Origin of the sequence: Pseudomonas sp. SGAir0191 (assembly GCF_002812565.2) — a bacterium.
Taxonomy (GTDB): domain Bacteria; phylum Pseudomonadota; class Gammaproteobacteria; order Pseudomonadales; family Pseudomonadaceae; genus Aquipseudomonas; species Aquipseudomonas parafulva_B.
The window spans coordinates 4,616,357-4,639,582 of the sequence record NZ_CP025035.2 but is presented as its reverse complement, the minus strand read 5'-3'; the positions used below and the strand labels follow the sequence as shown (position 1 = coordinate 4,639,582).

Annotated in this window: 16 protein-coding genes and 4 pseudogenes; 6 read left to right on the top strand and 14 right to left on the bottom strand. The window is 59.6% G+C overall.

Annotated elements, in window-relative coordinates:
• The first annotated feature begins 104 nt into the window (after positions 1-104).
• On the top strand, positions 105-1,304 hold the full coding sequence (gene fdhA / locus CWR53_RS20820; protein WP_023532721.1) for a formaldehyde dehydrogenase, glutathione-independent: 1,200 nt from the start codon (positions 105-107) through the stop codon (positions 1,302-1,304).
• A 42-nt stretch (positions 1,305-1,346) separates the two neighbouring features.
• On the opposite strand, the gene CWR53_RS20815 is transcribed toward fdhA, so the two are convergent.
• The 4 genes and pseudogenes from CWR53_RS20815 to CWR53_RS20800 form a co-directional block, all read right to left on the bottom strand.
• Complete coding sequence (locus CWR53_RS20815; RefSeq protein ID WP_058602978.1) at positions 1,347-1,556, bottom strand: hypothetical protein; 210 nt, start codon at positions 1,554-1,556, stop codon at positions 1,347-1,349.
• A gap of 162 nt (positions 1,557-1,718) precedes the next feature.
• Positions 1,719-1,986 (bottom strand): annotated as a pseudogene (locus CWR53_RS20810) (DUF3077 domain-containing protein).
• A gap of 135 nt (positions 1,987-2,121) precedes the next feature.
• Positions 2,122-2,364: a hypothetical protein gene (locus CWR53_RS20805; RefSeq protein WP_058603080.1), complete on the bottom strand. Its 243-nt coding sequence runs from the start codon at positions 2,362-2,364 to the stop codon at positions 2,122-2,124.
• Positions 2,365-2,477: 113 nt separating this feature from the next.
• On the bottom strand, positions 2,478-3,428 hold the full coding sequence (locus CWR53_RS20800; RefSeq protein WP_181405448.1) for an RHS repeat-associated core domain-containing protein: 951 nt from the start codon (positions 3,426-3,428) through the stop codon (positions 2,478-2,480).
• Between the two features lie 195 nt (positions 3,429-3,623).
• Between CWR53_RS20800 and CWR53_RS20795 the strand changes: the two are divergent.
• Positions 3,624-3,824, top strand: a pseudogene (locus CWR53_RS20795) (DUF2780 domain-containing protein); the annotation flags it as partial.
• Positions 3,825-3,926: 102 nt separating this feature from the next.
• Here CWR53_RS20795 and CWR53_RS20790 read toward each other — a convergent pair.
• Positions 3,927-4,685: an RHS repeat-associated core domain-containing protein gene (locus CWR53_RS20790; RefSeq protein ID WP_258313174.1), complete on the bottom strand. Its 759-nt coding sequence runs from the start codon at positions 4,683-4,685 to the stop codon at positions 3,927-3,929.
• Positions 4,686-4,909: 224 nt separating this feature from the next.
• Here CWR53_RS20790 and CWR53_RS20785 point away from each other — a divergent pair.
• Positions 4,910-5,485, top strand: a pseudogene (locus CWR53_RS20785) (DUF2780 domain-containing protein).
• Between the two features lie 79 nt (positions 5,486-5,564).
• On the opposite strand, the gene CWR53_RS20780 reads toward CWR53_RS20785, so the two are convergent.
• Entirely contained in the window at positions 5,565-6,590 is a 1,026-nt protein-coding gene (locus tag CWR53_RS20780) for an RHS repeat-associated core domain-containing protein (RefSeq protein WP_100852384.1), read from the bottom strand.
• 105 nt (positions 6,591-6,695) lie between these two features.
• Here CWR53_RS20780 and CWR53_RS20775 point away from each other — a divergent pair.
• Positions 6,696-6,875 (top strand): annotated as a pseudogene (locus tag CWR53_RS20775) (DUF2780 domain-containing protein); the annotation flags it as partial.
• An 11-nt stretch (positions 6,876-6,886) separates the two neighbouring features.
• Here CWR53_RS20775 and CWR53_RS20770 read toward each other — a convergent pair.
• The 3 genes from CWR53_RS20770 to CWR53_RS20760 all read right to left on the bottom strand — a co-directional run bounded on the left by CWR53_RS20770 (position 6,887) and on the right by CWR53_RS20760 (position 10,279).
• A complete protein-coding gene (locus CWR53_RS20770; RefSeq protein WP_258313173.1) occupies positions 6,887-7,585 on the bottom strand; it encodes an RHS repeat-associated core domain-containing protein in 699 nt (232 codons plus the stop codon).
• Between the two features lie 243 nt (positions 7,586-7,828).
• A complete protein-coding gene (locus tag CWR53_RS20765; protein WP_058602981.1) occupies positions 7,829-9,181 on the bottom strand; it encodes an APC family permease in 1,353 nt (450 codons plus the stop codon).
• A 216-nt stretch (positions 9,182-9,397) separates the two neighbouring features.
• On the bottom strand, positions 9,398-10,279 hold the full coding sequence (locus tag CWR53_RS20760; protein WP_058602982.1) for an acyltransferase: 882 nt from the start codon (positions 10,277-10,279) through the stop codon (positions 9,398-9,400).
• Positions 10,280-10,461: 182 nt separating this feature from the next.
• Here CWR53_RS20760 and CWR53_RS20755 point away from each other — a divergent pair, with 182 nt between their 5' ends.
• Positions 10,462-10,962 carry an ATP-dependent zinc protease gene (locus tag CWR53_RS20755; RefSeq protein ID WP_058602983.1) on the top strand — a complete coding sequence of 167 codons (501 nt, stop codon included), beginning with the start codon at positions 10,462-10,464 and terminating at the stop codon, positions 10,960-10,962.
• A 51-nt stretch (positions 10,963-11,013) separates the two neighbouring features.
• Here CWR53_RS20755 and CWR53_RS20750 read toward each other — a convergent pair whose 3' ends face one another.
• From CWR53_RS20750 to aceE, 5 genes are all read right to left on the bottom strand, one after another.
• Complete coding sequence (locus CWR53_RS20750) at positions 11,014-11,637, bottom strand: glutathione S-transferase (protein ID WP_100852381.1); 624 nt, start codon at positions 11,635-11,637, stop codon at positions 11,014-11,016.
• Between the two features lie 2 nt (positions 11,638-11,639).
• A complete protein-coding gene (gene msrA, locus CWR53_RS20745; RefSeq protein WP_100852380.1) occupies positions 11,640-12,305 on the bottom strand; it encodes a peptide-methionine (S)-S-oxide reductase MsrA in 666 nt (221 codons plus the stop codon).
• Positions 12,306-12,456: 151 nt separating this feature from the next.
• Positions 12,457-15,144, bottom strand: a complete 2,688-nt coding sequence (locus tag CWR53_RS20740) for a bifunctional diguanylate cyclase/phosphodiesterase (RefSeq protein ID WP_058602986.1) — start codon at positions 15,142-15,144, stop codon at positions 12,457-12,459.
• 323 nt (positions 15,145-15,467) lie between these two features.
• Complete coding sequence (aceF, locus tag CWR53_RS20735; RefSeq protein WP_100852379.1) at positions 15,468-17,117, bottom strand: dihydrolipoyllysine-residue acetyltransferase; 1,650 nt, start codon at positions 17,115-17,117, stop codon at positions 15,468-15,470.
• 13 nt (positions 17,118-17,130) lie between these two features.
• Positions 17,131-19,776, bottom strand: coding sequence for a pyruvate dehydrogenase (acetyl-transferring), homodimeric type (aceE, locus tag CWR53_RS20730; RefSeq protein ID WP_058602988.1), 2,646 nt, complete (start codon positions 19,774-19,776; stop codon positions 17,131-17,133).
• A 384-nt stretch (positions 19,777-20,160) separates the two neighbouring features.
• Here aceE and glnE point away from each other — a divergent pair, with 384 nt between their 5' ends.
• The gene (gene glnE, locus CWR53_RS20720) at positions 20,161-23,094 is read left to right on the top strand and encodes a bifunctional [glutamate--ammonia ligase]-adenylyl-L-tyrosine phosphorylase/[glutamate--ammonia-ligase] adenylyltransferase (protein WP_100852378.1); all 2,934 of its coding nucleotides are present in this window, start codon (positions 20,161-20,163) and stop codon (positions 23,092-23,094) included.
• Positions 23,095-23,226: the final 132 nt, after the last annotated feature.

Genomic DNA, 23,226 nt, shown 5'->3' with positions numbered 1-23,226 from the left:
TCGCCCATCGAGCCCACAATTCCCTCATCCAGTAACACATGCCGCCCATGGATGGCGGCGCGTTCACCACCGCTGCATAAATACAAATAAAGCGAGGTAAGAGCATGTCTGGCAATCGTGGAGTGGTGTATCTCGGCGCGGGCAAGGTCGAGGTGCAGAAAATCGACTACCCGAAAATGCAAGACCCACGCGGCAAGAAGATCGAGCACGGCGTGATCCTCAAGGTGGTTTCCACCAACATCTGCGGTTCCGACCAGCACATGGTCCGCGGCCGTACCACTGCCCAGGTCGGCCTGGTGCTGGGCCATGAAATCACTGGCGAAATCGTCGAGAAGGGCAGTGACGTCGAGCGTATGCAGATCGGCGACCTGGTCTCGGTACCGTTCAACGTCGCCTGTGGTCGCTGCCGCTCCTGTAAGGAGATGCACACGGGCGTCTGCCTGACCGTCAACCCGGCCCGTGCCGGTGGTGCGTACGGTTATGTCGACATGGGTGACTGGACGGGTGGCCAGGCCGAATACGTGCTGGTGCCATACGCCGACTTCAACCTGCTCAAGCTGCCTGAGCGCGACAAGGCCATGGAAAAGATCCGTGACCTGACGTGCCTGTCCGATATTCTGCCGACCGGCTACCACGGTGCGGTGACCGCTGGGGTCGGCCCTGGCAGTACCGTCTACGTGGCCGGTGCCGGCCCAGTAGGCCTGGCTGCTGCCGCTTCGGCCCGCCTGCTGGGCGCCGCCTGCGTCATCGTCGGTGACCTGAACCCTGCGCGCCTGGCCCACGCCAAGTCCCAGGGTTTCGAAGTGGTCGACCTGTCCAAGGACACGCCGCTTCACGAACAGATCGTGGACATTCTCGGCGAGCCGGAAGTGGATTGCGCCGTCGATGCCGTAGGCTTCGAAGCTCGCGGCCATGGCCATGAAGGCGCCAAGCACGAGGCACCGGCAACTGTATTGAACTCGCTGATGCAGGTGACCCGTGTGGCTGGGCAGATCGGTATTCCGGGCCTGTACGTGACCGAAGATCCGGGTGCGGTGGACGCTGCTGCCAAAATCGGTGCACTGAGCATCCGCTTCGGCCTGGGCTGGGCCAAGTCGCACAGCTTCCACACCGGCCAGACCCCAACCATGAAGTACAACCGCCAGCTGATGCAGGCAATCATGTGGGACCGTATCAACATTGCCGAAGTGGTGGGCGTGCAGGTGATCAACCTGGATCAGGCGCCGGAAGGGTATGGCGAGTTCGATGCCGGTGTCCCGAAGAAATTCGTCATCGACCCGCACAAGATGTGGGGCGCGGCGTGAGGTCGTGATGTAACGAAAAGCCCCTAATCTCGAGGGGCTTTTTTATGGATGCTTGCCTGAGCCTTGCACGGCAAGGACAGAGCCTTTGTCATCGGTGGCCAGCAACACGTCGGTTTGGGTGTCGTCTGCACTCAGCTCTGCCAGCGGTTGTTCCGCATTACGGAAGATGGAGCGATGCTCATCACCTTTTTTCACCGTGATGAGCTTGTCGCCTTGGTAGAAGAAAAGCGAACTGTTCGGTGCTTTGCTCATGGTTCATGTCCCTGCCGCACTGGAAGATTAAGGGCTGCCTGAGGCCCATTCTGAACAGCCGCAGAGATTTTGATACTGGCAGAAATACTAGTTTTATAGCCTGACACGGAACCTGCGGGAGCGGGCGTGCCCGCGAAGAGGCCGGCCCAGCCAATACAAGGCTCAGCGCATCATCCCCAACTCGGCATCATCCATCAGCGCCTTGGCCAGCGCACTCAGATAATGTGAAGCCCAGAGCAGTTGCGGCTTGTTGTCCATCAGGCCGTCGATGGTCAAATCGCGTACATACTCCAATCAGTTCCGATGCCTGTTCGCGGGCACTCTGGCAGGGAATGCCCGGGGCAATGCAGAGCAGCGGGTGGGTGTGGCCTTCACCTTGGTAGAAAAAGGTCTTGCCTACGGTGGTCCTGGTGTCGTCGCTGGACAGCATTCAAGCTCCCTGAAATTTCTCGACTGCCAAGCCTGGCCCTATCGCGGCTAAAGCCGCTTGTACAGGCCTTGTGCAATCCTTGTAGGGGCGGCTTCAGCCGCGAAGGGCCAGCCCAGCCAACATAAATCTCAAGCCTTAATGCAGCGTTCGCGGCTCCGCCGGCATCTGCACGTGGATCAACGCCGTCTCAAGCAGTAACCGCAGCGTTTCCAGCTCATGCAGCGTGGCCATGATCAGAATCGAGGCCGGTGACTTGGGCTGCAGCAGAATTGCCTGATGCGCAACAGTTTGTGCGCACAGCGCGTAGTCCGTGGCCTGGATGAGGGTATCTTCAAGGGAATGGGAGGTGTTGGGTGGATCGGGGACTATCTTAAGCATTGGTTTTTTATCGGGAGGGGCCACCACCCTGAATAACATTAGAGCATAACTCCCGTCCGGGGCGTTATGCCTTTGTCGAAAAAACAGCCGCTTTTTTAATAAATGGTGATGGATTAATCTTTATGTTTGGCGCCATGTCTAATCGCTACCACAAATATAGCGATTATTGCCGCGGCAATCCCTAAACCTAGCCCTATGCCGAGCACATGTTGAACGGCCATTTGGGCTGGGCTACGGCGATATATTTCGCCGGGGTAAGACCAAGTTTGAGTGGGCATTTGCCTTTCCTGGGTCCCAGGGCGGGAAGCACGATCGGGTATGTGAGCAGCGGTCTCAGTCTTAGTAAAGGATGATGGAGTAGCTGGATTTTTTGAGTGCGATGGGTTCAGCGCGGGGAGAGGTATAGCCTGATTGGTGTACAGCGGCCCGGTAGAAATATGTTTGAAGTTGCGAGCGGCTGAATAAGTTTTTTGAAGCCGGGGGTCAATGGTCGTCGGATTACGACTAATTCCGCTGGTGGCGAAGTTTATAGAACGTCCGAAATTGGTGAGCACGAGCGACGCAGCTCTGTTGGGAAGCGCTTTTATAAACTGGAAGAATTGGCCAGTAGGGTCATACCGATTAACTGGATCTCCTTCACAGTAAGCAGATGGGTGCGGCCCACCTTTTCCGAATGGGCTCAACGGGTCATCGCTGCAGAAACGCATGCGTCGGGGGCTGTATACCCGACGCCCCTGCCCCAAGTGGTAACCTTCAGTAAACGGATCACACCACTGCCCGTTAAACTGAAGCAGCGCTTTCATTTTTTCAGGGGCCAGGTATCCGTAGGGTGAGTACGCCATTGCTTCAGATGCCAGTCCTAAGACTGAATTAGCCAGGTCAACGCGCAGCATCTTTGCTGGTTGTGATTTATCGAACTGGGTCAGCGCCACGTCATTTGCCAATAACACGTGACGATTGCCGCTGACGGCTACTTCTGTTGCCAATTGATCATTTTTATAAAAATGCAGGATCTGCTGCGGCGCCAGCGCCTGTTTGCTTTTGCTGGACGAAGAGGTACTCATGATAGTGACCTGAGTGTTGGTTGCTGTATCGGCACCTTGCGCGGTCTGTGAACCCATTACTACTAGCAGTTTTAACAGGTCATAAGCATTGAGACGGACTGGAAAAATGGTCGACAGTCGGGTCGGAACACACCTGCCAAATCCCAGTCAAACCTCGCGTTTCCCAGGCCATCCCGGCCAACGAGGTCTCTCCCGATGAAAGCATTCACCCTGGCAACCCTGATGAACCTGGCCGCAAGCCCGGTGTTCGCCTTCAACCTCAGCGATGCCGCCAATACCGTGTCGGCCATGCAGAACCAGAAGCAGCAAGGCCAGGTGCAGGCGCCAGAGGCGCGGGCCAACCTGCCAAACACACTGGGCAGCGAATTGGAGATCACCCCCGAACCGGATATTGGAAGAATTAACATGGTGACCCATGAGTGCTGATTGCCGTATCGGCACGTTATGCGATCTGTGGACTCATCGTGCACCTCTAAGCAATCTCGCCTCCGGTAAAGGCTACCGTCGCCTATTCGCACGCTTGTTAGAGTATGAGTTTCTACGGATAAGTGCACCCTCTATGCGCTCTCTGACAACAAAGTTATCAAATGCTTGCTCGCGAATAAAAAACAGTTCCTTGCTACCGCCAAAGTAGTCAAAATCACTTCCCTTCTTGAGTGTTTTGAAATTTTTTGCATATACACCGTAGACTACCCCTCTGTCTCCGTAGTTCATGGCATACATTGAGGCGACTTCACGATTCGAAGAAAAGTAAAAGCCATCACCCATAGTATTGTCATCATTACCTTGAAGCCTGATCCCGGCCTCTAAAGATTTTTTGTGCTTTACTGAACTACCATGATAACCCACCAACTTGAACCCTTCTGGGACGCTTTCTGTTGGACCTGGAGCGGCTTGGGGTTTGAGTAATCCAAGAGGATGGCGCTCTCTGGCTGCCGCGCTCTTCAGTAATGGTCTTTGCGAGCGGACTTTTAGAAGCTGTGCGACAGAGGCCTGGCCCGATGGGTCGAGGTAGTTTATAGGGTCCCCTGAACAATACGCGTAGGTGTTAAATCCACCATCGCCAAACGGGCTAAGGCTGTCAGGTGATATGAAACGCATCAGGTCGGTGTTATAAGCCCTGTAGCCGGAGCCCAGAATATAGAGCGACGTCGGCGCTTGCGCGTGCTCACCATTGAAGCCGAGCAATTGATGAGTTGAGTGGAACGTTGCGGCATAGCCATAGGCAGAATAAGCGTGCGCATCGATTTTGTTCATTTCGTTGTGCTCGCTGTATAGGCGGAACATATTTTTCGCCCCGTTACAATGGGCACTGCTGAGTATCTCGGCGATCTGCGCACACCGCTACTGGCAGAAATAACAGGCCTGGCTAGCGGCTCTGGCCGAAAAACACCCACTGACAACAGTATCGGAACAATCTCCCAATTACCGAGTCAAAACCGTCGTTTCCCAGGCCATCCCGGCCAACGAGGTCCCTCCCGATGCAAGCATTCACCCTGGCAGCCCTGATGACCCTCGCCGCAAGCCCTGTGTTCGCCTTCAACCTCAGCGATGCTGCCAACACCGTCTCCGCCATGCAGAACCCGCAGCAACAAGGCCAGGTGCAGGCGCCTGAAGGGCAGGCCAACCTGCTCAACACGCTGGGCAGCCAGTTGAACATCACCCCCGAGCAGGCCGTGGGCGGGGCAGGGGCGATGCTGGGGCTGGCGCGTAACAACCTGAGCAGCGACGACTATGGCCAGTTGACCAAGGCCGTGCCGCGCCTGGACCTGCTGTCGGGCGCCAATGTCCTGGGCGGGTTGAGCGGGCTGGGTGAATTGCTGGGCAATGACAAGGGCAGCCAGTCCGCCTTGAACAAGGCGTTGGGCTACGATGTGCAGAGCCGGAGCGACCTGGACAATGCGTTCAAAGCGCTGGGGATGGATACCGGGATGATCGGGAAGTTTGCGCCGTTGATTCTGCAGTACCTGGGGTAGCAGGGGATTGCCGGGTCGTTGCTGCAGAACCTGGGGAGTTTGTGGACGTCGCCGGCGCCGTTGGTACAGCCTTCGGTCTGACTGCTGTTTAAAGGCTTAATGAAGGGTGCAGTCTTGGCCAATGGCAACAAGCTGGGGCGCACTTTGTGGAAGCGCGCCTTCAGTTGTTTCGCTCCCGGATTAAGCGTTGGATTCTTTGCGTGCTTGTATAGACACGACCTTTATACATGATGCCGGGTCCATTTGCTGGGTACTTGTGCACGCCTCTTTTTAGTAGCTTGTTCTTGATGATTCCATTGTGCTGAGTGACCAGGCTTTTACTGACTGAATCTATCAGGAGCTCTTCAGGTAACCCAGTAAAGGCTTCTACATTCGTGACGTTACGTGTGTTGTCAACCCATAATAATGTGCGAGCGCGGGTGTCCATTTTTTTTAGTTTGGCAAATGAATCGAATTCGCTGATTTGATTTGAGTGGAGATTCTCAGGCAGTGATTGGGTCGTGGACTTTCGAAAGGAATCAAGAGTGGAGACCATGGAGCGGGTAGTAACACTACTTCTTCCAGATACAGAATCTGCTATTTCACTCTGTGTGATGGTGTTCGCCACGCCGGCAAAATTTAAGGAATGGGCACTGTTTGAGTTATAAGCAGGCGTTCCGGTGTGAATGGATACTCTGTTTCGTTTTCTGAGGCCAAGCATATTGCCTAGTCCTTTGAACAGTCTTGTGAGAAGACCAGAGTGTCCGCTTGGATCTGTGGTGTTTACTGGGTCGCCAGTGCAATAGCTATAAGAATTCAATCCGCCTACGTCAAATGGGCTTAAATTATCAGGGCTGTGGAAGCGGTGGAGCTTTGCGCTATAGGTTCGGTAGCCTGCGCCCAATAAATAAATATGCGGCGAGTTTTCAAATCTTTCTCCGTTAAATCCAATCAGTGATTTCGGTGGTGTCAGTGTCGAAGTGTATCCGTATACCGCGTAGCTGTAGATTTCGCTCTTCGAGGCATCGTCTACTCGCATTACTGATCCATTTTCGTCAATGGACAGTATCCGAGTGCCTCCAGTGCCATACTGGGCGAGGCATTCATTGGAAATGCGTAAAACTCCTTGCGAGTGTTGCCCTGACTTGGCGGTGACGAATGTTTTATCTCGATAAAAGAAAAATGTGTTTTCAACATTTTTTTTCATGAGGTAGTTCCCTGCAGTTGGTTGGTTCGGCGCTTTAGTATTGAGCGCTTTCGAATCAATGGCTACTGGCAGAAATGTCAGGTCAGTTACTGCGAGCAAAAATAGCAGAGCCGCAGCGACCTGGATAATGCGTTCAAGGCGCTGGGTATGGATACCGTGATGATCGGGCAGTTCGCGCCGTTGCTGCTGCAGTACCTAGGGCAGCAGGGGATTGCCGGGTCGTTGTTGCAGAATCTGGGTAGTCTATGGACTATGCCAGCAGCGGCAGCCACTCCGTCGGTGTGAAATAGCGTGCTTTATCGCCGGATTTGTTGCAGGCGTAACTGGATTGCTTCCTTTTCCAACTGCACTTCACGGAGGCTGTGATTGATCGACTCAAGCCGGCGCCGATAAGCGGATAAGAGGTTATACGCTCGATAGGTGCTTCGAGTGACAGGGCTCCAGAGTTGATTTAGGTCGTTATTCAGTAACTCATTGAATGTATGAAGCCGATTCATTTCGTTGATAAGTTTTTTTCGCTCTTGGTACTCCCTGTAATGAGCAGAGCGGTTCCTTTCAAAGATGGTGTCTCCCGCAAAACTCACGCTTTTTGCCTTCTGCTTCATTTTAATCGCACGGGCGGCGGGTTGCTCGTGGCCCCTATTTGTTTTGGTAAAGATTTGCTGTTCGGCACGGGCCGATGAAACGGGCTTCAGCTTATTGATGGCCGCATTCAGTTGCGCGGGCGTCGGAGCACGCCCTGAGTCGTCTTGGTAATTAACGGGATCACCCTTGCAATAAATATAGGTATTAAACCCTCCTTCTAGAAACGGACTGAGGTCGTCTGGCCCTTGGAAACGCATCAATGTCGGGCTGTAGCAACGGTAGCCTTGACCCAAGGCATACCCATAAGTAAACGGGTCGTATCGCTCACCATTGAAGCCAAGCATGGATGCAGGGCTTGCTTGATTTTGGTGGTACCCGTAAGGGCAATAGGCACGCAGCGCTGCTGACACAGGGTTTGGCCTTGCAAGTCGGTAAGCCTGAGTTTTGGCGCTTTCGAGGCCAGGTACAACTAGCAGAATTACTAGTGCACGCCGCTGGCTTCAGACTACTTCAGGGGAGCCGCCCTGGCGTAGCGGCTCCGGAATTTCAGCTTCGCCTCGGAGATTGCCGGGACAGCTACGCGGCCCTTTCCGACCGCTCCGGCGCCCCGGCAAGGCCGCTCGAGGGGCCGCGCAGGCCGCGATATGGTTGGGTCAGGCAGCCTCGGTGAAGTCCACCAGGCGCACCGGGCGGCGGAAGCCGGCGGTCAGCACTGCCAGGTATGCCAGCCCCAGCGCAAACCAGCACAGGCCAATCACCAAGGTCAGCGCCGACAGACTGGTCCACAGCCATAGCGTCAACCCCAAACCCACTAGTGGCACTACGCCATAGCTCAATAGCCCTTTCGCAGTGCGCAGGCTGGCATCGTCCATCAGATGCGTCTTCACCACCGCCAGGTTCACCGCCGAGAACGCCACCAAGGCGCCGAAGCTGATCAGCGAGGCCAGGGTGGACAAGTCGATCACCAGCGCCAGCAGTGAGAACGCCGACACCACCACAATGGCGAATACCGGTGTGCCGAGGCGTGGCGACAGGTGGCCAAAGGTGCGCTGCGGCAGCACTCGGTCACGGCCCATTGTGTAGAGGATGCGCGACACTGCGGCCTGGGAGGCCAAGGCCGACCCGAGGCTGCCGGCGACATAAGCGGCAGTGAAGAAGTTGGCCAGGAACTGCCCGCCCGCCTTGAGCATGACCTCGTTCGCAGCAGCATCGGCATTGGCGAAGGTGCTGCCTGGCAGCACCAGCTGGCTCACATAGGCCAGCACGGTGAACAGCAGGCCGGCGAACAGCGTGGTGAGGATGATCGCCCGAGGCACGTCACGCCGAGCATCGCGGCTTTCCTCGGCGAGGGTGGAGACGGCATCGAACCCCAGGAAGGACAGGCATAGCACTGCCGCGCCTGCCATCATCGGACCAAAGCCAGGTGCGCTACCGTCACCGTGCAGCGGCGCCAGCCAGTCGATGGGCTGGCCGTGATTGAGGGTCTGCCAGGACAGCGCGATGAACACCCCAATGAAGACGATTTGCGCGCCCACGATCAGGTTGCTGGTCTTGGCCACCGAGCTGATACCGACCACGTTGAGAACGGTCACCAAGGCGATGCAGGCGAGGACGAAAGCCCAGGCCGGCACTGCTGGGAAGGCGATATTCAGGAACAGGCCGATGAGCAGGTAGTTGATCATCGGCAGGAACAGGTAGTCGAGCAGCAGCGACCAGCCCGTCAGAAAGCCTGTGTTCTGGCCGAAAGCCATGTGGGTGTAGGAGTAGGCCGAACCTGCGACAGGGAAGCGCTTGACCATGAAACTGTAGGACGCGGCTGTGAACAGCATGGCCATCAGCGTGATCAGATAGGCGCCTGCCGTACGGCCACCGGTGAGCTCGGTGACGATGCCGTAAGTGGTGAAAATGGTCAGCGGGACCATGTACACCAGGCCGAAGAATACCAGGGCAGGAAGGCCCAGAACTCGACGGAGTTGGGGTGGGGCTGAGCTTGATGGTTGGGTCATCAGTCGATCCAGAGTTTTTTGTAGTTGTCTGTGATCGATCTTTATCCACAAAAGGGGTGTGTGACAAGAAGTATCAGGAGGCCGAAAAAAGTTTGGCGGGCATTGGCAGGCTGTTCCAGCGTCAAGTAGCCCTACCGCCTGAATGTCCTGATGGCTGTCATGATCCTTCAGGCCCCGGCTTGCCGGCGCTAGAGCCACAGAAGCAACAAAGTGCATTCATTCCCAACGCAACCGCCCGATCCGCTCATCCTTTTCCAGCCACAGCTGGTTCACCCACGCCTGCACTGTCTGACGGAAAACAGGATCGCTTTCGTAATCGCCCGCCCACAGCGCTGGGTCGAGCTCGCGCACCTGAATGTCGATAATTACCCGGCTGACACTGCCATTGAGCAAGTCCCAGAAACCTGGCGCCTTGTCGCCTGGGTACACAATGGTGACGTCCAGCAACGCATCGAGCTGCTCACCCAGCGCTGCGAGCACGAACGCCACGCCACCGGCCTTGGGCTTTAGCAGATGGCGGTAGGGTGAGTGTTGCGCCTGGCGCTTGGCCTCGGTGAAGCGGGTGCCTTCCAGGTAATTGACCACGGTTACCGGTTGGCGCTTGAACAGCTCGCAGGCAGCCTTGGTGATTTCCAGATCCTTGCCCTTGAGCTCGGGGTGCTTCTCCAGAAAGGCCTTGCTGTAGCGCTTCATGAACGGATAGTCCAGGCCCCACCATGCCAGGCCCAGCAGCGGCACCCAGATCAATTCCTTTTTCAGGAAGAACTTGAAGAAGGGGGTGCGCCGGTTGAGGCTCTCGATCAAGGCGGGAATGTCCACCCAGCTCTGGTGATTGCTGATTGCAAGGTACGAGGTGTCACGACGCAGGTTTTCGATACCGCGAATGTCCCATTGGGTGGGTGTGCACAAGGCAAAGATGGCTTTGTCGATTTCCGACCAGGTTTCGGCCACCCACATCACGGCCCCTGATGCACGGTCGCGCCCACGGCCAGGTAGCACCAGTTTGAACAAGGCGAACACCAGCAGGGGCCCGATCAACACCAAGGTGTTGAGCAGCAGCAAGGTGGCTGTGAGTATGCCGGTCAGCACGCGACGCATAAGGAGACTCTTTCTGTCAGAACCATAACGATCGGCAATGATAAGCAGGCTTGCGGACTACGCCAAACCTCCAAGGCCCGGCGGCACGGACAAATGTTTCACATTATGTTGGTTAGGCTTTGGACCGCGAACCTGGGCTGCTTGTGCGGTCTAACCCGTAAATCGATCAAGGAAGCTTGCTTGTGAAATCACTGTTTGCCGTGCTGACGTTGTTGACGCTACCGGTGATGGCCGCCGAACCTACGCTGTACGGGCGCTACGAGAATATCGCGCTGCCGGAGATTGGCCAGACGCTCAAGGCCAAGATGGACACTGGGGCCTATACGGCGTCGCTGTCGGCCAAGGACATCGAGTTGTTCACCCGCGATGGGCAGGAGTGGGTACGTTTCCGCCTGGCGACCAAGGATGCCGACGGCAAGGTTTACGAGCACCAGGTCTCGCGTATCAGCAAGATCAAGGGCCGTGCCGATGACGAGGATGAGGGCGATACACCCGAGAGTGCCAAGCGCCCGGTGGTAGACCTGGAACTGTGCCTGGGAGACGTGAAGCGAACCGTGGAGGTCAACCTGGTGGATCGCAGCAACTTCAACTACCCGCTGTTGGTGGGTGCCAAGGCGCTGCGCGAGTTCAAGGGCGCGGTGAATCCGGCAAAACGATTCACCGCTGGCAAGCCTGACTGCTGATCATCGTTGCCTGAGCAGGCGCATCGGTGCGGCCGCTCCACTGGCCGTCTGTTAGGCATCCGGTGCCGTTGCCACCATCGAAGGCCGCATGCTCACCTCGGCATACCAGGCTGCCAGGCCAGGCTGGCGTTCACGCCAGCCGAACGTAGGCTGGCGCAAGTCCAGGTACCCCAACGCGCAAGCAACGCCGATCGCGGCCAAGTCGAACCCTGACATCAGCTCCGCCAGGTGGGCGTGCTCAAGGTTGGCCAGGCTACGGCGGATCTTGTCCCCCTGCGCCTCCAGCCACCCATCCCAACGTTTCTCGACTGGTCGCACGAACGTTTCGTAGCGGCTCGAGACGGCCGCATCCAGAATGGCATCCGCCTGGGAGACCAGCGTCATGCGTCGCCAGCGAGCAGAGCCTTCACGGGGCAGCAGCGGCAACCCCACATGTTGCTGATCCAGGTACTCGCAGATCACCCGGCTGTCGTGCAGCACGGTACCGTCTGCCAGGCGCAGCGCCGGAATCTTGCCAATCGGATTGCCGGCGTTGAGCTGCTCGTCCCCGTTGACCGGGCTGATGTTCACAGGCTCAAGTGCCACTCGGTCCAGTTGGCCGGTCTCGTGCAACACCACCATGACCTTGCGTACGAATGGCGACAGGGGCGAGTGGAACAGGGTCATGGTGCTCATGCTCAGTTTCCTTGCAAACTGGCCGGCACGCACACGCCCGTGCCGCCGATACCGCAGTAGCCGTCCGGGTTCTTGGCCAGGTACTGCTGGTGGTAGGCCTCGGCGAAGTACACCGTCGGTGCCTGGTCGATTTCAGTGGTGATTTCGCCGAAGCCAGCCTTGCTCAGTTCGGCCTGGAAAGCGTCGCGGCTGGCCGTGGCCTGTTCCAGCTGTTCGGGGCTGGTGCAGTAGATGGCCGAGCGGTACTGCGTGCCGACATCGTTGCCCTGGCGCATGCCCTGGGTCGGGTTGTGCAGTTCCCAGAACATGGTCAGCAGATCACCGTAGCTCACTTTGCTCTTGTCGAAGACCACCAGCACCACTTCGGTGTGCCCGGTCAGGCCTGAGCAGACCTCTTCGTAGGTCGGGTTCGGCGTAAAGCCGCCGGCATAACCCACGACGGTGCTGACCACCCCCTCACGCTGCCAGAATCGGCGTTCCGCGCCCCAGAAACACCCCAGGCCGAAAATCGCGAAATCCACGTCCTCGAAGAATGGCCCAAGCAGCGGCGTCTCCTTGAACACGTAGTGGTACTCGGGCAGGCTCATCGGCGTTTCGCGGCCAGGCAGGGCCTGCTCCGCAGTGGGCATGACATTTTTGTTCACCAGTATTTCCGAACGCAGGACCATGGCCGTTCCTCTGTGTCTATTCAGTTGGATAGCGTCAGGGCTATCGCCGACAAGTCCGCTCCCGATCACATGACCTGCGCGATCTGTGAGGACGGACCAGCCTGCGATGCAGCCCGAATGGTTTCTAGTGTGCCCGAGGTTTGCGCTGCTGTCAGGCGGCTGGGCCTCGCGGGTAGCGTTGCAGGCGCTCTGCCAGCTCTCGCCCCGGGATAGGCCGGTCAAACAGATAGCCCTGCCCGATGTCACACCGGTGTCGACGCAGGAAACCCAGCTGCGCAGGAGTTTCAATGCCCTCGGCCACCACCTTCAGCTTGAGGTTATGGGCCATGGCGATCACCGCCGAGGTGATTTCCATGTCGTCCTGGTTGTCGGGGATGTCCTTGATGAAGCTGCGGTCGATCTTGAGAATGTCGATCGGAAACTTCTTCAGGTAGCTCAGCGAGGAGTAACCGGTGCCGAAGTCATCCATGGCCAGGGTCAGGCCCAATGCCTTGAGTTCGTCGAGTTGCCGATGGGTGTCCTCACTGGCTTCGAGCAGCAACCCTTCGGTCAGCTCCAGCTCCAGTTGGTGCGCAGGCAAGCCTTCTTCCCCGATGATGCTACTGATCGAGGCGACCAGATCAGGGTCGGAAAACTGCTTGGGCGACAGGTTGATCGCAACGTGCAGGTTGCCAAGCCCTGCTGCACGCAGTTCGTTGCTCATGCGGCACGACTGGCGCACCACCCATTTGCCGATGGGAATGATCAGACCGGTTTCTTCGGCCACGCTGATGAACTGGTCAGGGCGGATCATGCCCCGTTCGGGATGGTTCCAGCGCAGCAGGGCTTCCAAGCCCAGCAGCCGGCCGCTGCGCAGGCACAGCTTGGGCTGATAGAACACCTCCAGCTCGTTCTGGGTCAATGCGCGGCGCAGGTTGTTCTCGACGAACAGTTTGTAGCTGGCTTCGGCGTTGAGGACCTCAGTGAACACCTGCACTTGGTGCTTGCCGTTGGCCTTGGCCTTGTGCAGTGCCAACCCGGCGTTTTTCATCAGGCTGGTGGGGTCGGCACCATGCTGGGGAGCACTGGCCAGGCCCACCGATGCAGTGACATTGATCAGCTGGTTGTCGACGAACATTGGCTTGTCGAGGGTGCGCAACAATTGTTGCGCAACCCCCTGGCCAGCCTCCAGGCTGGTGTCGTCGAGCAACACGGCAAACTCGTTGCTGGCAAATCGGGCCAGGATGCCGCCGGCATGCAGGCTGTTGCGCAGGCGCCTGGCCAGGCTGATAAGCAACTTGTCGCCCGTATGATGGCCCAGGCTGTCGTTGATGCGCTTGAAGTTGTCGATGTCCACCAGCAGCAGGCACATCGGATTCTGCACATCCCGGGCGAAGCATTCGTCCAGGCTGCGGATGAACGCCGGACGGTTACCCAGGTTGGTCAGGTTGTCGGTGTAGGCCAGCCGCTCGATGCGCTGCTGCGCAAGCTTGCTCTGGGTGACATCTTCGTAGATGCCGATGTAATGGGTCAGCTCGCGGTTGTCACCATACACCTTGGAAATCGACAGCTGCCCCCAATAGGGCTCCAGGTTCTTGCGCCGGCTCTTGAATTCGCCCTGCCAGCTGTTACCCATGGCAAGGCTCGAAGGCGAGTCGAACAGCAGCTCGTTGAGGTTCTCAAGGGCGGGCAGTTCACCCAGGTGACGCCCTTGCACTTCCTCGGTGCTGTATTGGGTGATGGCGGTGAAGCTTGGGTTCACATACTCAACCTGCCCATCCCGGTTCACCAGCAGGAAGGCACTGGCGCTCTGCTCCACGGCGCGTTGGAACAGGTGCAGCGCACTGGCCGCCGCACGGCGGTTGTGGTTGGTGATGACCTGGGCGAACTGGTCGGCCAGCTCACCGGCAAAGGCGATCTCATCGGACTGCCAGGCGCGTGGCTGGCCGGCCTGCTCCAGGCACAAGACGCCCACCACCTGTCCGTCGACGCGGATGCTGGCATCGAGCATCGCCTTGTTGCCAGGCCCCAGGCTCTGCATTAATGCACGTGTACGGGGATCGTGCCCGGCGTTGTGCGCGTCGATCGCACGGCTGGCATGCAAGGCCTCAAGGTAATCCGGGAAACGGCTGGCATCGATGGCCTCGGGCTGGCGGTGCGCTTGCACGTCGCTGTACCAGGCGGTGATCGGCTCAAGCCGTTGGCCTTCCAAGTGCCAGATACCGGCGCAGTCGATCTTGTAGATCTCACAAGCGCTACGGGTGATCAGTTCGGCGGCTTCGAGCAACGAGTTCTCGGCGCTGTAGCGTTGACGGGCCAGGCGCAGGATGAGGTCCTGCTGGCTGCGCACGCGCTCCAGGTGCTCGAGCTGCTCACGCTGGGCACGCTGGTTCAGTTGCAGGGCCAACTGCAGGCGGTTGTTGCGTGACTCCAGGTCACTGGCGGTCTCGCCCGTGTCTTCCGGGTGATCGTCGAGTACGCTCAGGTAACCACATAACAACTGGCGTGCATGCTGTTTGAAAACTTCGCCGACCTCCAGCATGCGCACGGAGGCGCCTGGCGTGTGCAGGGTGTAGCGCACGCGGTAATAGCCGCGTTGCGACAGTTGCAGCTGGATGTCGTCATGAAGTCGGTAGCGGGCCTCGGGTTCCATGAGGCTGGCGTAAGGGGCATCGACCAGCGCGCAGAGGTCACTGGCATGAACGCCGAACTGGCGCTCGCAGGCCGGGTCCAGGTAGAGCAGCGACCAACTGGCTTCGTTGAGCCTTTCGAAGCGCAGCATGCCCAACCGCGAGGGCACGGGTAACTGCGTGACGACCTCGCCCGTCACACGGTTGCCAGCATCGGGTTGGCTTTTCATCGAAGACTCGCTTGAAGAGGGAACGCGCCCGTTGGACCGCGTCGAATCTGGCAAGGTTGCATCATGTCCCTATAGCTGGCAAGCGGCCATGTACGAAGCTGTAACAGGGTTATCGGCCGACACCACGAAATCTGTAGGACGGCTGTTCAGTGCGGGTTTGCAGCGATGCTCGGCAACGCGGCCGTGCGCCGGGACCATCCTGTTCCCGCTCAGCGCCTACTTTGCTCCAGGCAAAAAAAGCCCCGTCAATCGACGGGGTTGAGGTACGAGCGTGGCAGCTCGAAAAAGAAGCTGCCCCTCCCCAGGAGGGGCAGTGCGCTGCTTTACAGCAGCATGGTGCGGATATCGCCCAGCACATCGCCCAGACGCTTGGTGAAGCGCGCAGCGGCGGCGCCGTTGATCACACGGTGATCGTACGACAGCGACAGCGGCAGCATCAGCTTGGGCTGGAAGGCCTTGCCGTCCCAGACAGGCTGCATGGTCGCCTTGGAGACGCCCAGGATGGCCACCTCGGGGGCGTTGACGATCGGCGTGAAGCCGGTGCCGCCAATGTGACCAAGGCTGGAGATGGTGAAGCAGGCGCCCTGCATCTCGTCCGCCGACAGCTTCTTGGTGCGCGCCTTCTCGGCCAGTGCAGCCGCTTCGGCAGCCAGCTGCAGCAGGCTCTTCTGGTCGACGTTCTTGATTACCGGTACCAGCAGGCCATCGGGCGTGTCCACGGCAAAACCGATGTGCACGTATTTCTTGCGGATGACCGCTTTGCCGCTTGGTGCCAGCGAGCTGTTGAAGTCTGGCAGTTCCTTGAGCAGGAAGGCGCAGGCCTTGAGCAGCAGCGGCAGGACGGTCAGCTTGACGCCGGCCTTTTCTGCGACGGCTTTCTGGGCAACGCGGAAGGCTTCGAGCTCAGTGATGTCAGCGGAATCGAACTGGGTCACGTGCGGCACGTTCAGCCAGCTGCGGTGCAGGTTGGCAGCACCGACCTGCATCAGGCGGGTCATGGCCACTTCTTCGACTTCACCGAACTTGCTGAAATCGACTACCGGAATTGGCGGAATGCCAGCGCCGCCGGTTGCACCGGCAGCTGCCGGCGCTTCCTTGGCCTTCTGCATCATGGCCTTGACGTAAACCTGCACGTCTTCTTTCAGGATGCGGCCGTGTGGGCCGGTCGCTGCCACGGCACCGAGCTCTACGCCGAACTCACGGGCCAGCTGACGCACGGCTGGGCCGGCATGCACCTTGGCGTTGTTGCCGGCAGCCGGGGCGGTTGCGGCTGGCGCAGGCGCAGCGGCAGCCGGGGCAGCAGCGGCAGGGGCAGCGGCGGGTGCGGCTTCGGTCTTGGCCGGTTCAGCGGCGGCTGGAGCCTGCGCTGGGGCAGGCGCTGCGCCTGCAATTTCCAGCTTGAGGATGAGGTCGCCGGTGCCCACTTCGTCGTCAAGCTTGGCAATGACTTCCTTGACCACGCCAGCGGCAGGCGAAGGGATTTCCATGGAGGCCTTGTCGGACTCCAGGGTGATCAGCGACTGATCGGCTTCGACGGTATCGCCTGCCTTGACCAGCACTTCGATGATCTTGGCCTTACCCGACGAGCCAATGTCCGGCACGTGGATGTCCTGCACGCTAGCGGCAGCCGGGGCGGCAGCGGGTGCTGGCGCGGCCTCGGCAGCAGGTGCCGGTGCGGCCGCTTCGGCCTGTGCTGGCTTCTGTTCGGCCGCAGGTGCCTCAGGGGCCGCATCAGCGGCACCCTCGGCTTCCAGAACCAGCAGTTCGTCGCCTTCTTTCAGGCGATCACCCAGCTTGACTTTCAGTTCCTTGACGATGCCGGCCTTTGGCGCCGGAATCTCCATGGAGGCCTTGTCAGACTCCAGGGTCAGCAGGCTTTGGTCAGCCTCGATACGATCACCGACCTTGACGAACAGCTCGATGATTTCACCTTCACCGCTGCCGATGTCAGGTACGCGAATGAGTTCGCTCACTTAAAAATACTCCTCAGCAGTCCAATGGGTTGCGCTTGTCCGGGTCGATGCCGAACTTGACGATGGCGTCAGCCACAACCTTGGGTTCGATCTCGCCACGGTCAGCCAGCGCTTCCAGGGCAGCCAGTACCACGAAGTGACGGTCTACTTCGAAGAAGTGACGCAGCTTCTTGCGGCTGTCGCTGCGACCGTAACCGTCGGTACCCAGGACCTTGAACTCTTTGCTCGGCACCCACTGGCGGATCTGCTCGGCGAACAGCTTCATGTAGTCGGTGGAAGCGATGACTGGCCCCTTGCGGCCGCTCAGGCACTGCTCGACGTAGGTCTGCTGTGGCTTCTGGCCAGGCTTGAGGCGGTTGGCACGTTCCACGGCCAGGCCGTCGCGACGCAGTTCGTTGAAGCTGGTGACGCTCCACACGTCGGCACCGACGTTGAACTCTTCACGCAGAATCTTCGCCGCTTCGCGCACTTCGCGCAGGATGGTGCCCGAACCCATCAGCTGCACGTGGTGTGCGGCTTCGCGAGTGTCTTCCTCAAGCAGGTACATGCCCTTGATGATGCCTTCCTCGGCACCGGCCGGAATGGCTGGCTGCTGGTAGGACTCGTTCATCACGGTGATGTAGTAGAAGATGTCCTGTTGCTCTTCGGTCATCTTCTTCATGCCGTCCTGGATGATCACCGCCAGCTCGTAGCCGTAGGTCGGATCATAGGTGCGGCAGTTCGGGATGGTACCGGCCATCATGTGGCTGTGACCGTCCTCGTGCTGCAGGCCTTCGCCGTTGAGCGTGGTACGGCCGGCGGTGCCGCCGATCAGGAAGCCACGGGTACGGCTGTCGCCAGCGGCCCAGGCCAGGTCGCCGATACGCTGGAAGCCGAACATCGAGTAGAAGATGTAGAACGGCAGCATCGGCTGGTTGTGGCAGCTGTACGAAGTACCGGCAGCGATGAACGACGACATGGCGCCGGCTTCGTTGATGCCTTCTTCGAGGATCTGGCCTTTCTTGTCCTCGCGGTAGAACATCACCTGGTCCTTGTCGACCGGCTCGTAGAGCTGGCCAACCGACGAGTAGATGCCCAGCTGGCGGAACATGCCTTCCATGCCGAAGGTACGGGCTTCGTCAGGGATGATCGGGACGATGCGCTGACCGATTTCCTTGTCCTTGACCAATTGCGCCAGGATGCGCACGAACGCCATGGTAGTGGAAATTTCGCGGTCGCCCGAGCCGTCCAGGATCGCCTTGAGGGTTTCCAGAGGAGGGGTCGGCACGCTGAAGCTCTTGGCGCGGCGCTGGGGCACGAAGCCGCCCAGGGCTGCACGGCGCTCGGCCAGGTAACGGGCCTCGGCAGAACCTTCTTCGGGCTTGTAGAACGGCAGGTTCTCCAGATCCGCATCCTTGACGGGAATATCGAAGCGGTCACGGAAGTGACGCAGGCTGTCGACATCGACCTTCTTGGTGTTGTGCGCGGTGTTCTTGGCTTCGCCGGCACCGGTACCGTAACCCTTGATGGTCTTGGCCAGGATGACGGTAGGCTGGTCCTTGTGGTTGACCGCCTGGTGGTAGGCCGCATAGACCTTGTACGGGTCGTGGCCGCCACGGTTGAGCTTCCAGATCTCGTCGTCGGACAGGTCTTCGACCATGGCCTTGAGCTCTGGGGTGTTGAAGAAGTGCTCACGCACGTAAGCGCCGTCTTTGGCCTTGTAGTTCTGGTACTCGCCGTCGATGACTTCGTCCATACGGCGTTGCAGGGCACCGTTGGTGTCCTTGGCCAGCAGCGGATCCCAGAAGCGACCCCAGACCACTTTGTTGACGTTCCAGCCACCGCCGCGGAACACGCCTTCGAGTTCCTGGATGATCTTGCCGTTGCCGCGAACCGGGCCGTCGAGGCGCTGCAGGTTGCAGTTGATGACGAAGATCAGGTTGTCCAGCTTCTCGCGGCCGGCCAGGGCGATTGCGCCCAGGGATTCGGGCTCGTCGCACTCACCGTCGCCCATGAAGCACCAGACTTTCTGCTTGCCTGCCGGAATGAACCCACGGGCTTCCAGGTACTTCATGAAGCGTGCCTGGTAGATGGCCTGGATTGGGCCCAGACCCATCGAAACGGTCGGGAACTGCCAGAAGTCAGGCATCAGCCAAGGGTGTGGGTACGAGGACAGGCCGTTGCCATCGACTTCCTGGCGGAAGTTGTTCATCTGCTCTTCGCTGATGCGGCCTTCCATGAAGGCGCGGGCGTAGACGCCCGGCGAGGCGTGGCCCTGGAAGAAGATCAGATCGCCGCCGTGTTCTTCGGTCGGCGCCTGGAAGAAGTAGTTGAAGCCGATGTCGTACAGGGTGGCGCTGGAGGCGAAGCTGGAGATGTGTCCGCCCAGGTCCGAGTCTTTCAGGTTGGTGCGCACGACCATGGCCAGGGCGTTCCAACGCACCATCGAGCGAATGCGGCGTTCCATGAACAGGTCGCCAGGCATGCGTGCTTCGTGGGTGACAGGGATGGTGTTGCGGTATGGCGTGGTGATCGCATATGGCAGCTGGGAGCCACTGCGGGTGGCCAGCTCGCCCATACGGGTCATCAGGTAATGAGCGCGGTCTTCGCCTTCTTTGTCGAGGACCGACTCCAGGGCATCCAGCCATTCCTGGGTTTCGATTGGATCGAGGTCTTGCATGGCTTGCTCCAGGGCGGAAAGGCAACCAGAATCGATTGCCTGAGATTGCGACTGGCCTTATGGGCAGACGTCGTGAATTCTTGGATTACCGGGATCTTCGTCCGGCGCCGTGTAGTTTTACTACATTTGCTTTCGCATTTCATGCTTTTGCGCGACAGGCACAGTAGTAAAACTACATTTGTGCGACGTTTGGTCGCATCCTGGCTTGTGAGGAAAAACGTTCATGTTGGTTGGCAATGTTCCACGAACGGGTAACTGTTGATGTTCCATGCCACGAATTCGATGTTTTCAGCTATTTCCAACTTTTGTATGACAGTCCAACCGTGGTCCGGCTTTCCCTTGGCCGCCTTTCCTCATCCATTTCACGCCGATCAAGGATAGCCCATGCGCCTGCCTTTGCCTTGCCAGCTGCCTGCCGTTCTTCAACCACTGACCCTGCGCAACCAACAGTTTCTGCACGAGGCGGTGGCCGCACACCCCGAACTGGACCTGGGCAGTTGGAGCGAGCGGCATGCTCGGCAGTTCGACCAGGTGGCGGCCGTCAGCGACTTCGTGCTGACCCAGGTGCAGCGCGACCCGGGCCTGCTCTGCGGCCTGATGCGCAGCGGCGAGCTGGAGCGCAGCTACGGGCCAGGCGAGCTGCGCGACTATGTTGCCAAGGTTGCCCAGGCGGCGCAAAGCGAGGACGAGCTTGCCCGCAACCTGCGTCGCGAGCGCAACCGCCAGCAGGTACGCATCATCTGGCGTGACATTACCCGCCAGGCCGATCTTGGTGAAACCTGCCGCGATCTTTCCGACCTGGCCGATGCCGCCATCGACGAGGCCTACCAGTGGTTGTACCCACGGCACTGCCAGCAATTCGGCACGCCGATCGGCAACCGCAGCGGCCACCCACAACACATGGTGGTGCTGGGCATGGGCAAGCTCGGTGCACGCGAGCTGAACCTCTCCTCGGACATCGACTTGATCTTCGCATTCCCCGAAGGCGGCGAAACCGAAGGCGTGAAACGCTCGCTGGACAACCAGGAGTTCTTCACCCGCCTGGGTCAGCGCCTGATCAAGGCCCTGGACCCGGTCACGGTCGATGGCTTCGTGTTTCGCGTCGACATGCGCCTGCGCCCTTACGGGTCGTCCGGTGCACTGGTGCTCAGCTTCAACGCGCTGGAACAGTATTACCAGGACCAGGGCCGCGACTGGGAACGCTATGCCATGATCAAGGCACGGGTAGTGGCAGGCGATCAGGCCGCCGGCGCTCAGCTGCAGGACATGCTGCGCCCGTTCGTCTACCGGCGGTACCTGGATTTCTCGGCCATCGAAGCCCTGCGCACCATGAAGCAGCTGATTCAGCAGGAAGTGCGGCGCAAGGGCATGGCGGACAACATCAAGCTGGGAGCAGGCGGCATTCGCGAAGTGGAGTTCATCGCCCAGGCCTTCCAGCTGATTCACGGCGGTCGCGACCTCAGCTTGCAGCAGCGGCCTCTGCTCAAGGTGCTGGCTACCCTGGAAGGCCAAGGCTACCTGCCCCCTGCCGTGGTCACCGAGCTGCGGGAGGGTTATGCATTCTTGCGCTACACCGAGCACGCCATCCAGGCCATTGCCGACCGCCAGACGCAGATGTTGCCGGAGAACGAAACCGATCAGGCCCGTGTCGCCTACATGCTGGGCTACGCCGACTGGCAAGCCTTCGAGGCTCAACTTGGCCAGTGGCGTGAGCGCATTGACTGGCATTTCCGGCAGGTCATCGCCGACCCCGACGAAGACGAAAGCGAAAGCGAGTTGGTGGTCGGCGGTGAATGGTCGCCGTTATGGGAGCAGGCCCAGGATGAAGAGGCTGCTGGCCGTCAGCTGGAGGAGGCCGGCTTCAAGCTGCCGGGCGAGGCCTTGCGGCGCCTGGCAGCTCTGCGTGCCAGCCCGCAGCTGCGTTCGATGCAGCGCCTTGGGCGCGAGCGGCTGGACGCCTTCATTCCGCGATTGCTGGCCCAGGCGGTCGAGCACGAGAACCCCGACCTGGTGCTTGAGCGAGTACTGCCGCTGGTCGAGGCCGTGGCGCGGCGCTCTGCCTACCTGGTATTGCTCACCGAGAACCCCGGTGCCCTGCGCCGTCTGCTGACCCTGTGCGCAGCCAGTCCATGGATTGCCGAGCAGATCGCACGCTACCCGTTGTTGCTCGATGAGTTGCTCAATGAAGGCCGCCTGTTCAGCCCGCCCCTGGCACCGGAGCTGGCCAGCGAATTGCGCGAGCGCCTCACGCGCATTCCGGAAGATGACCTGGAACAGCAGATGGAGGCGCTGCGTCATTTCAAACTGGCGCACAGCTTGCGCGTGGCCGCCTCGGAAATCAGTGGCAACCTGCCGTTGATGAAGGTCAGCGACTACCTGACGTGGCTAGCCGAGGCCATCCTCGACCAGGTACTTGCCCTGGCCTGGCGCCAGACCGTTGCCCGCCACGGCCAACCGATGGGCAGCGACGGCATTCCCTGCGACCCGGGGTTCGTCATCATCGGCTACGGCAAGGTTGGCGGCCTGGAGACGGGACATGGGTCGGACCTGGACCTGGTGTTCATCCATGATGGCGACCCCCAGGCCGAAACCGACGGCGCCAAGCCTATCGACGGTGCCCAGTTCTTCACGCGGCTGGGGCAGCGCATCATTCACCTGCTGACCACCCAGACCAACTCGGGCCAGCTGTATGACGTGGACATGCGTCTACGGCCCTCAGGCGCCGCGGGCCTGTTGGTCAGCTCGCTGGGCGCATTCGAGCGCTACCAGCAAAGCGAGGCCTGGACCTGGGAGCACCAGGCACTGGTCCGTGCCCGCGTGCTGGTGGGCTGCCCGCGGGTTGGACAGGCGTTCGAGAGGGTGCGGGCGCAGGTGCTGGGGCAACCCCGCGACCTTGAGAAGCTGCGTATCGAAGTCAGTGAAATGCGCGCCAAGATGCGCGCTAGCCTGGGCACGAAGGCCACTGTCGCCGGCACCGCACCCAACGCCTTCGAGCCGGGTATGCCCTTTGACATCAAGCAGGATGCGGGCGGTATCGTCGATATCGAATTTATGGTGCAATACGCCGCTTTGGCCTGGTCCCATGAACACACGGGCCTGGTTCGATGGACCGATAACATCCGCATTCTGGAAGAGCTGGAGCAAGTGGGGCTGATGCCTGCCGCCGACGCGGTGCTGCTGCGCGAGGTATACAAGGCATTTCGCGCGGCCTCTCACCGCCAGGCGCTGCAGAAGCAGGCCGGGGTGATCGATGCCGCGCAGTTTGCCGATGAGCGCCGCCAGGTGCGGCGTATCTGGAGCGAGCTCGGCCTGAGCTGAGCCCAGTCGAGGCGGCTCCTCAGGGTGAGGATCCGCCGTGAGTGAGGCGTGAAGCAGCCCCGGTGTTACACTGTCGGCCACATAGCCTGAATATAAAGAGGGGAGGCCGGGCTGAATTGCAGCCTGTCGCCT

Bases quoted from the DNA above. Each gene is read 5' to 3' on its own strand.
- fdhA (WP_023532721.1), top strand. From the start codon at position 105: ATGTCTGGCAATCGTGGAGTGGTGTATCTCGGCGCGGGCAAGGTCGAG.
- CWR53_RS20815 (WP_058602978.1), bottom strand. From the start codon at position 1,556: ATGAGCAAAGCACCGAACAGTTCGCTTTTCTTCTACCAAGGCGACAAG.
- CWR53_RS20805 (WP_058603080.1), bottom strand. From the start codon at position 2,364: ATGCTTAAGATAGTCCCCGATCCACCCAACACCTCCCATTCCCTTGAA.
- CWR53_RS20800 (WP_181405448.1), bottom strand. From the start codon at position 3,428: ATGAGTACCTCTTCGTCCAGCAAAAGCAAACAGGCGCTGGCGCCGCAG.
- CWR53_RS20790 (WP_258313174.1), bottom strand. From the start codon at position 4,685: ATGAACAAAATCGATGCGCACGCTTATTCTGCCTATGGCTATGCCGCA.
- CWR53_RS20780 (WP_100852384.1), bottom strand. From the start codon at position 6,590: ATGAAAAAAAATGTTGAAAACACATTTTTCTTTTATCGAGATAAAACA.
- CWR53_RS20765 (WP_058602981.1), bottom strand. From the start codon at position 9,181: ATGACCCAACCATCAAGCTCAGCCCCACCCCAACTCCGTCGAGTTCTG.
- CWR53_RS20760 (WP_058602982.1), bottom strand. From the start codon at position 10,279: ATGCGTCGCGTGCTGACCGGCATACTCACAGCCACCTTGCTGCTGCTC.
- CWR53_RS20750 (WP_100852381.1), bottom strand. From the start codon at position 11,637: ATGAGCACCATGACCCTGTTCCACTCGCCCCTGTCGCCATTCGTACGC.
- msrA (WP_100852380.1), bottom strand. From the start codon at position 12,305: ATGGTCCTGCGTTCGGAAATACTGGTGAACAAAAATGTCATGCCCACT.
- CWR53_RS20740 (WP_058602986.1), bottom strand. From the start codon at position 15,144: ATGAAAAGCCAACCCGATGCTGGCAACCGTGTGACGGGCGAGGTCGTC.
- aceE (WP_058602988.1), bottom strand. From the start codon at position 19,776: ATGCAAGACCTCGATCCAATCGAAACCCAGGAATGGCTGGATGCCCTG.
- glnE (WP_100852378.1), top strand. From the start codon at position 20,161: ATGCGCCTGCCTTTGCCTTGCCAGCTGCCTGCCGTTCTTCAACCACTG.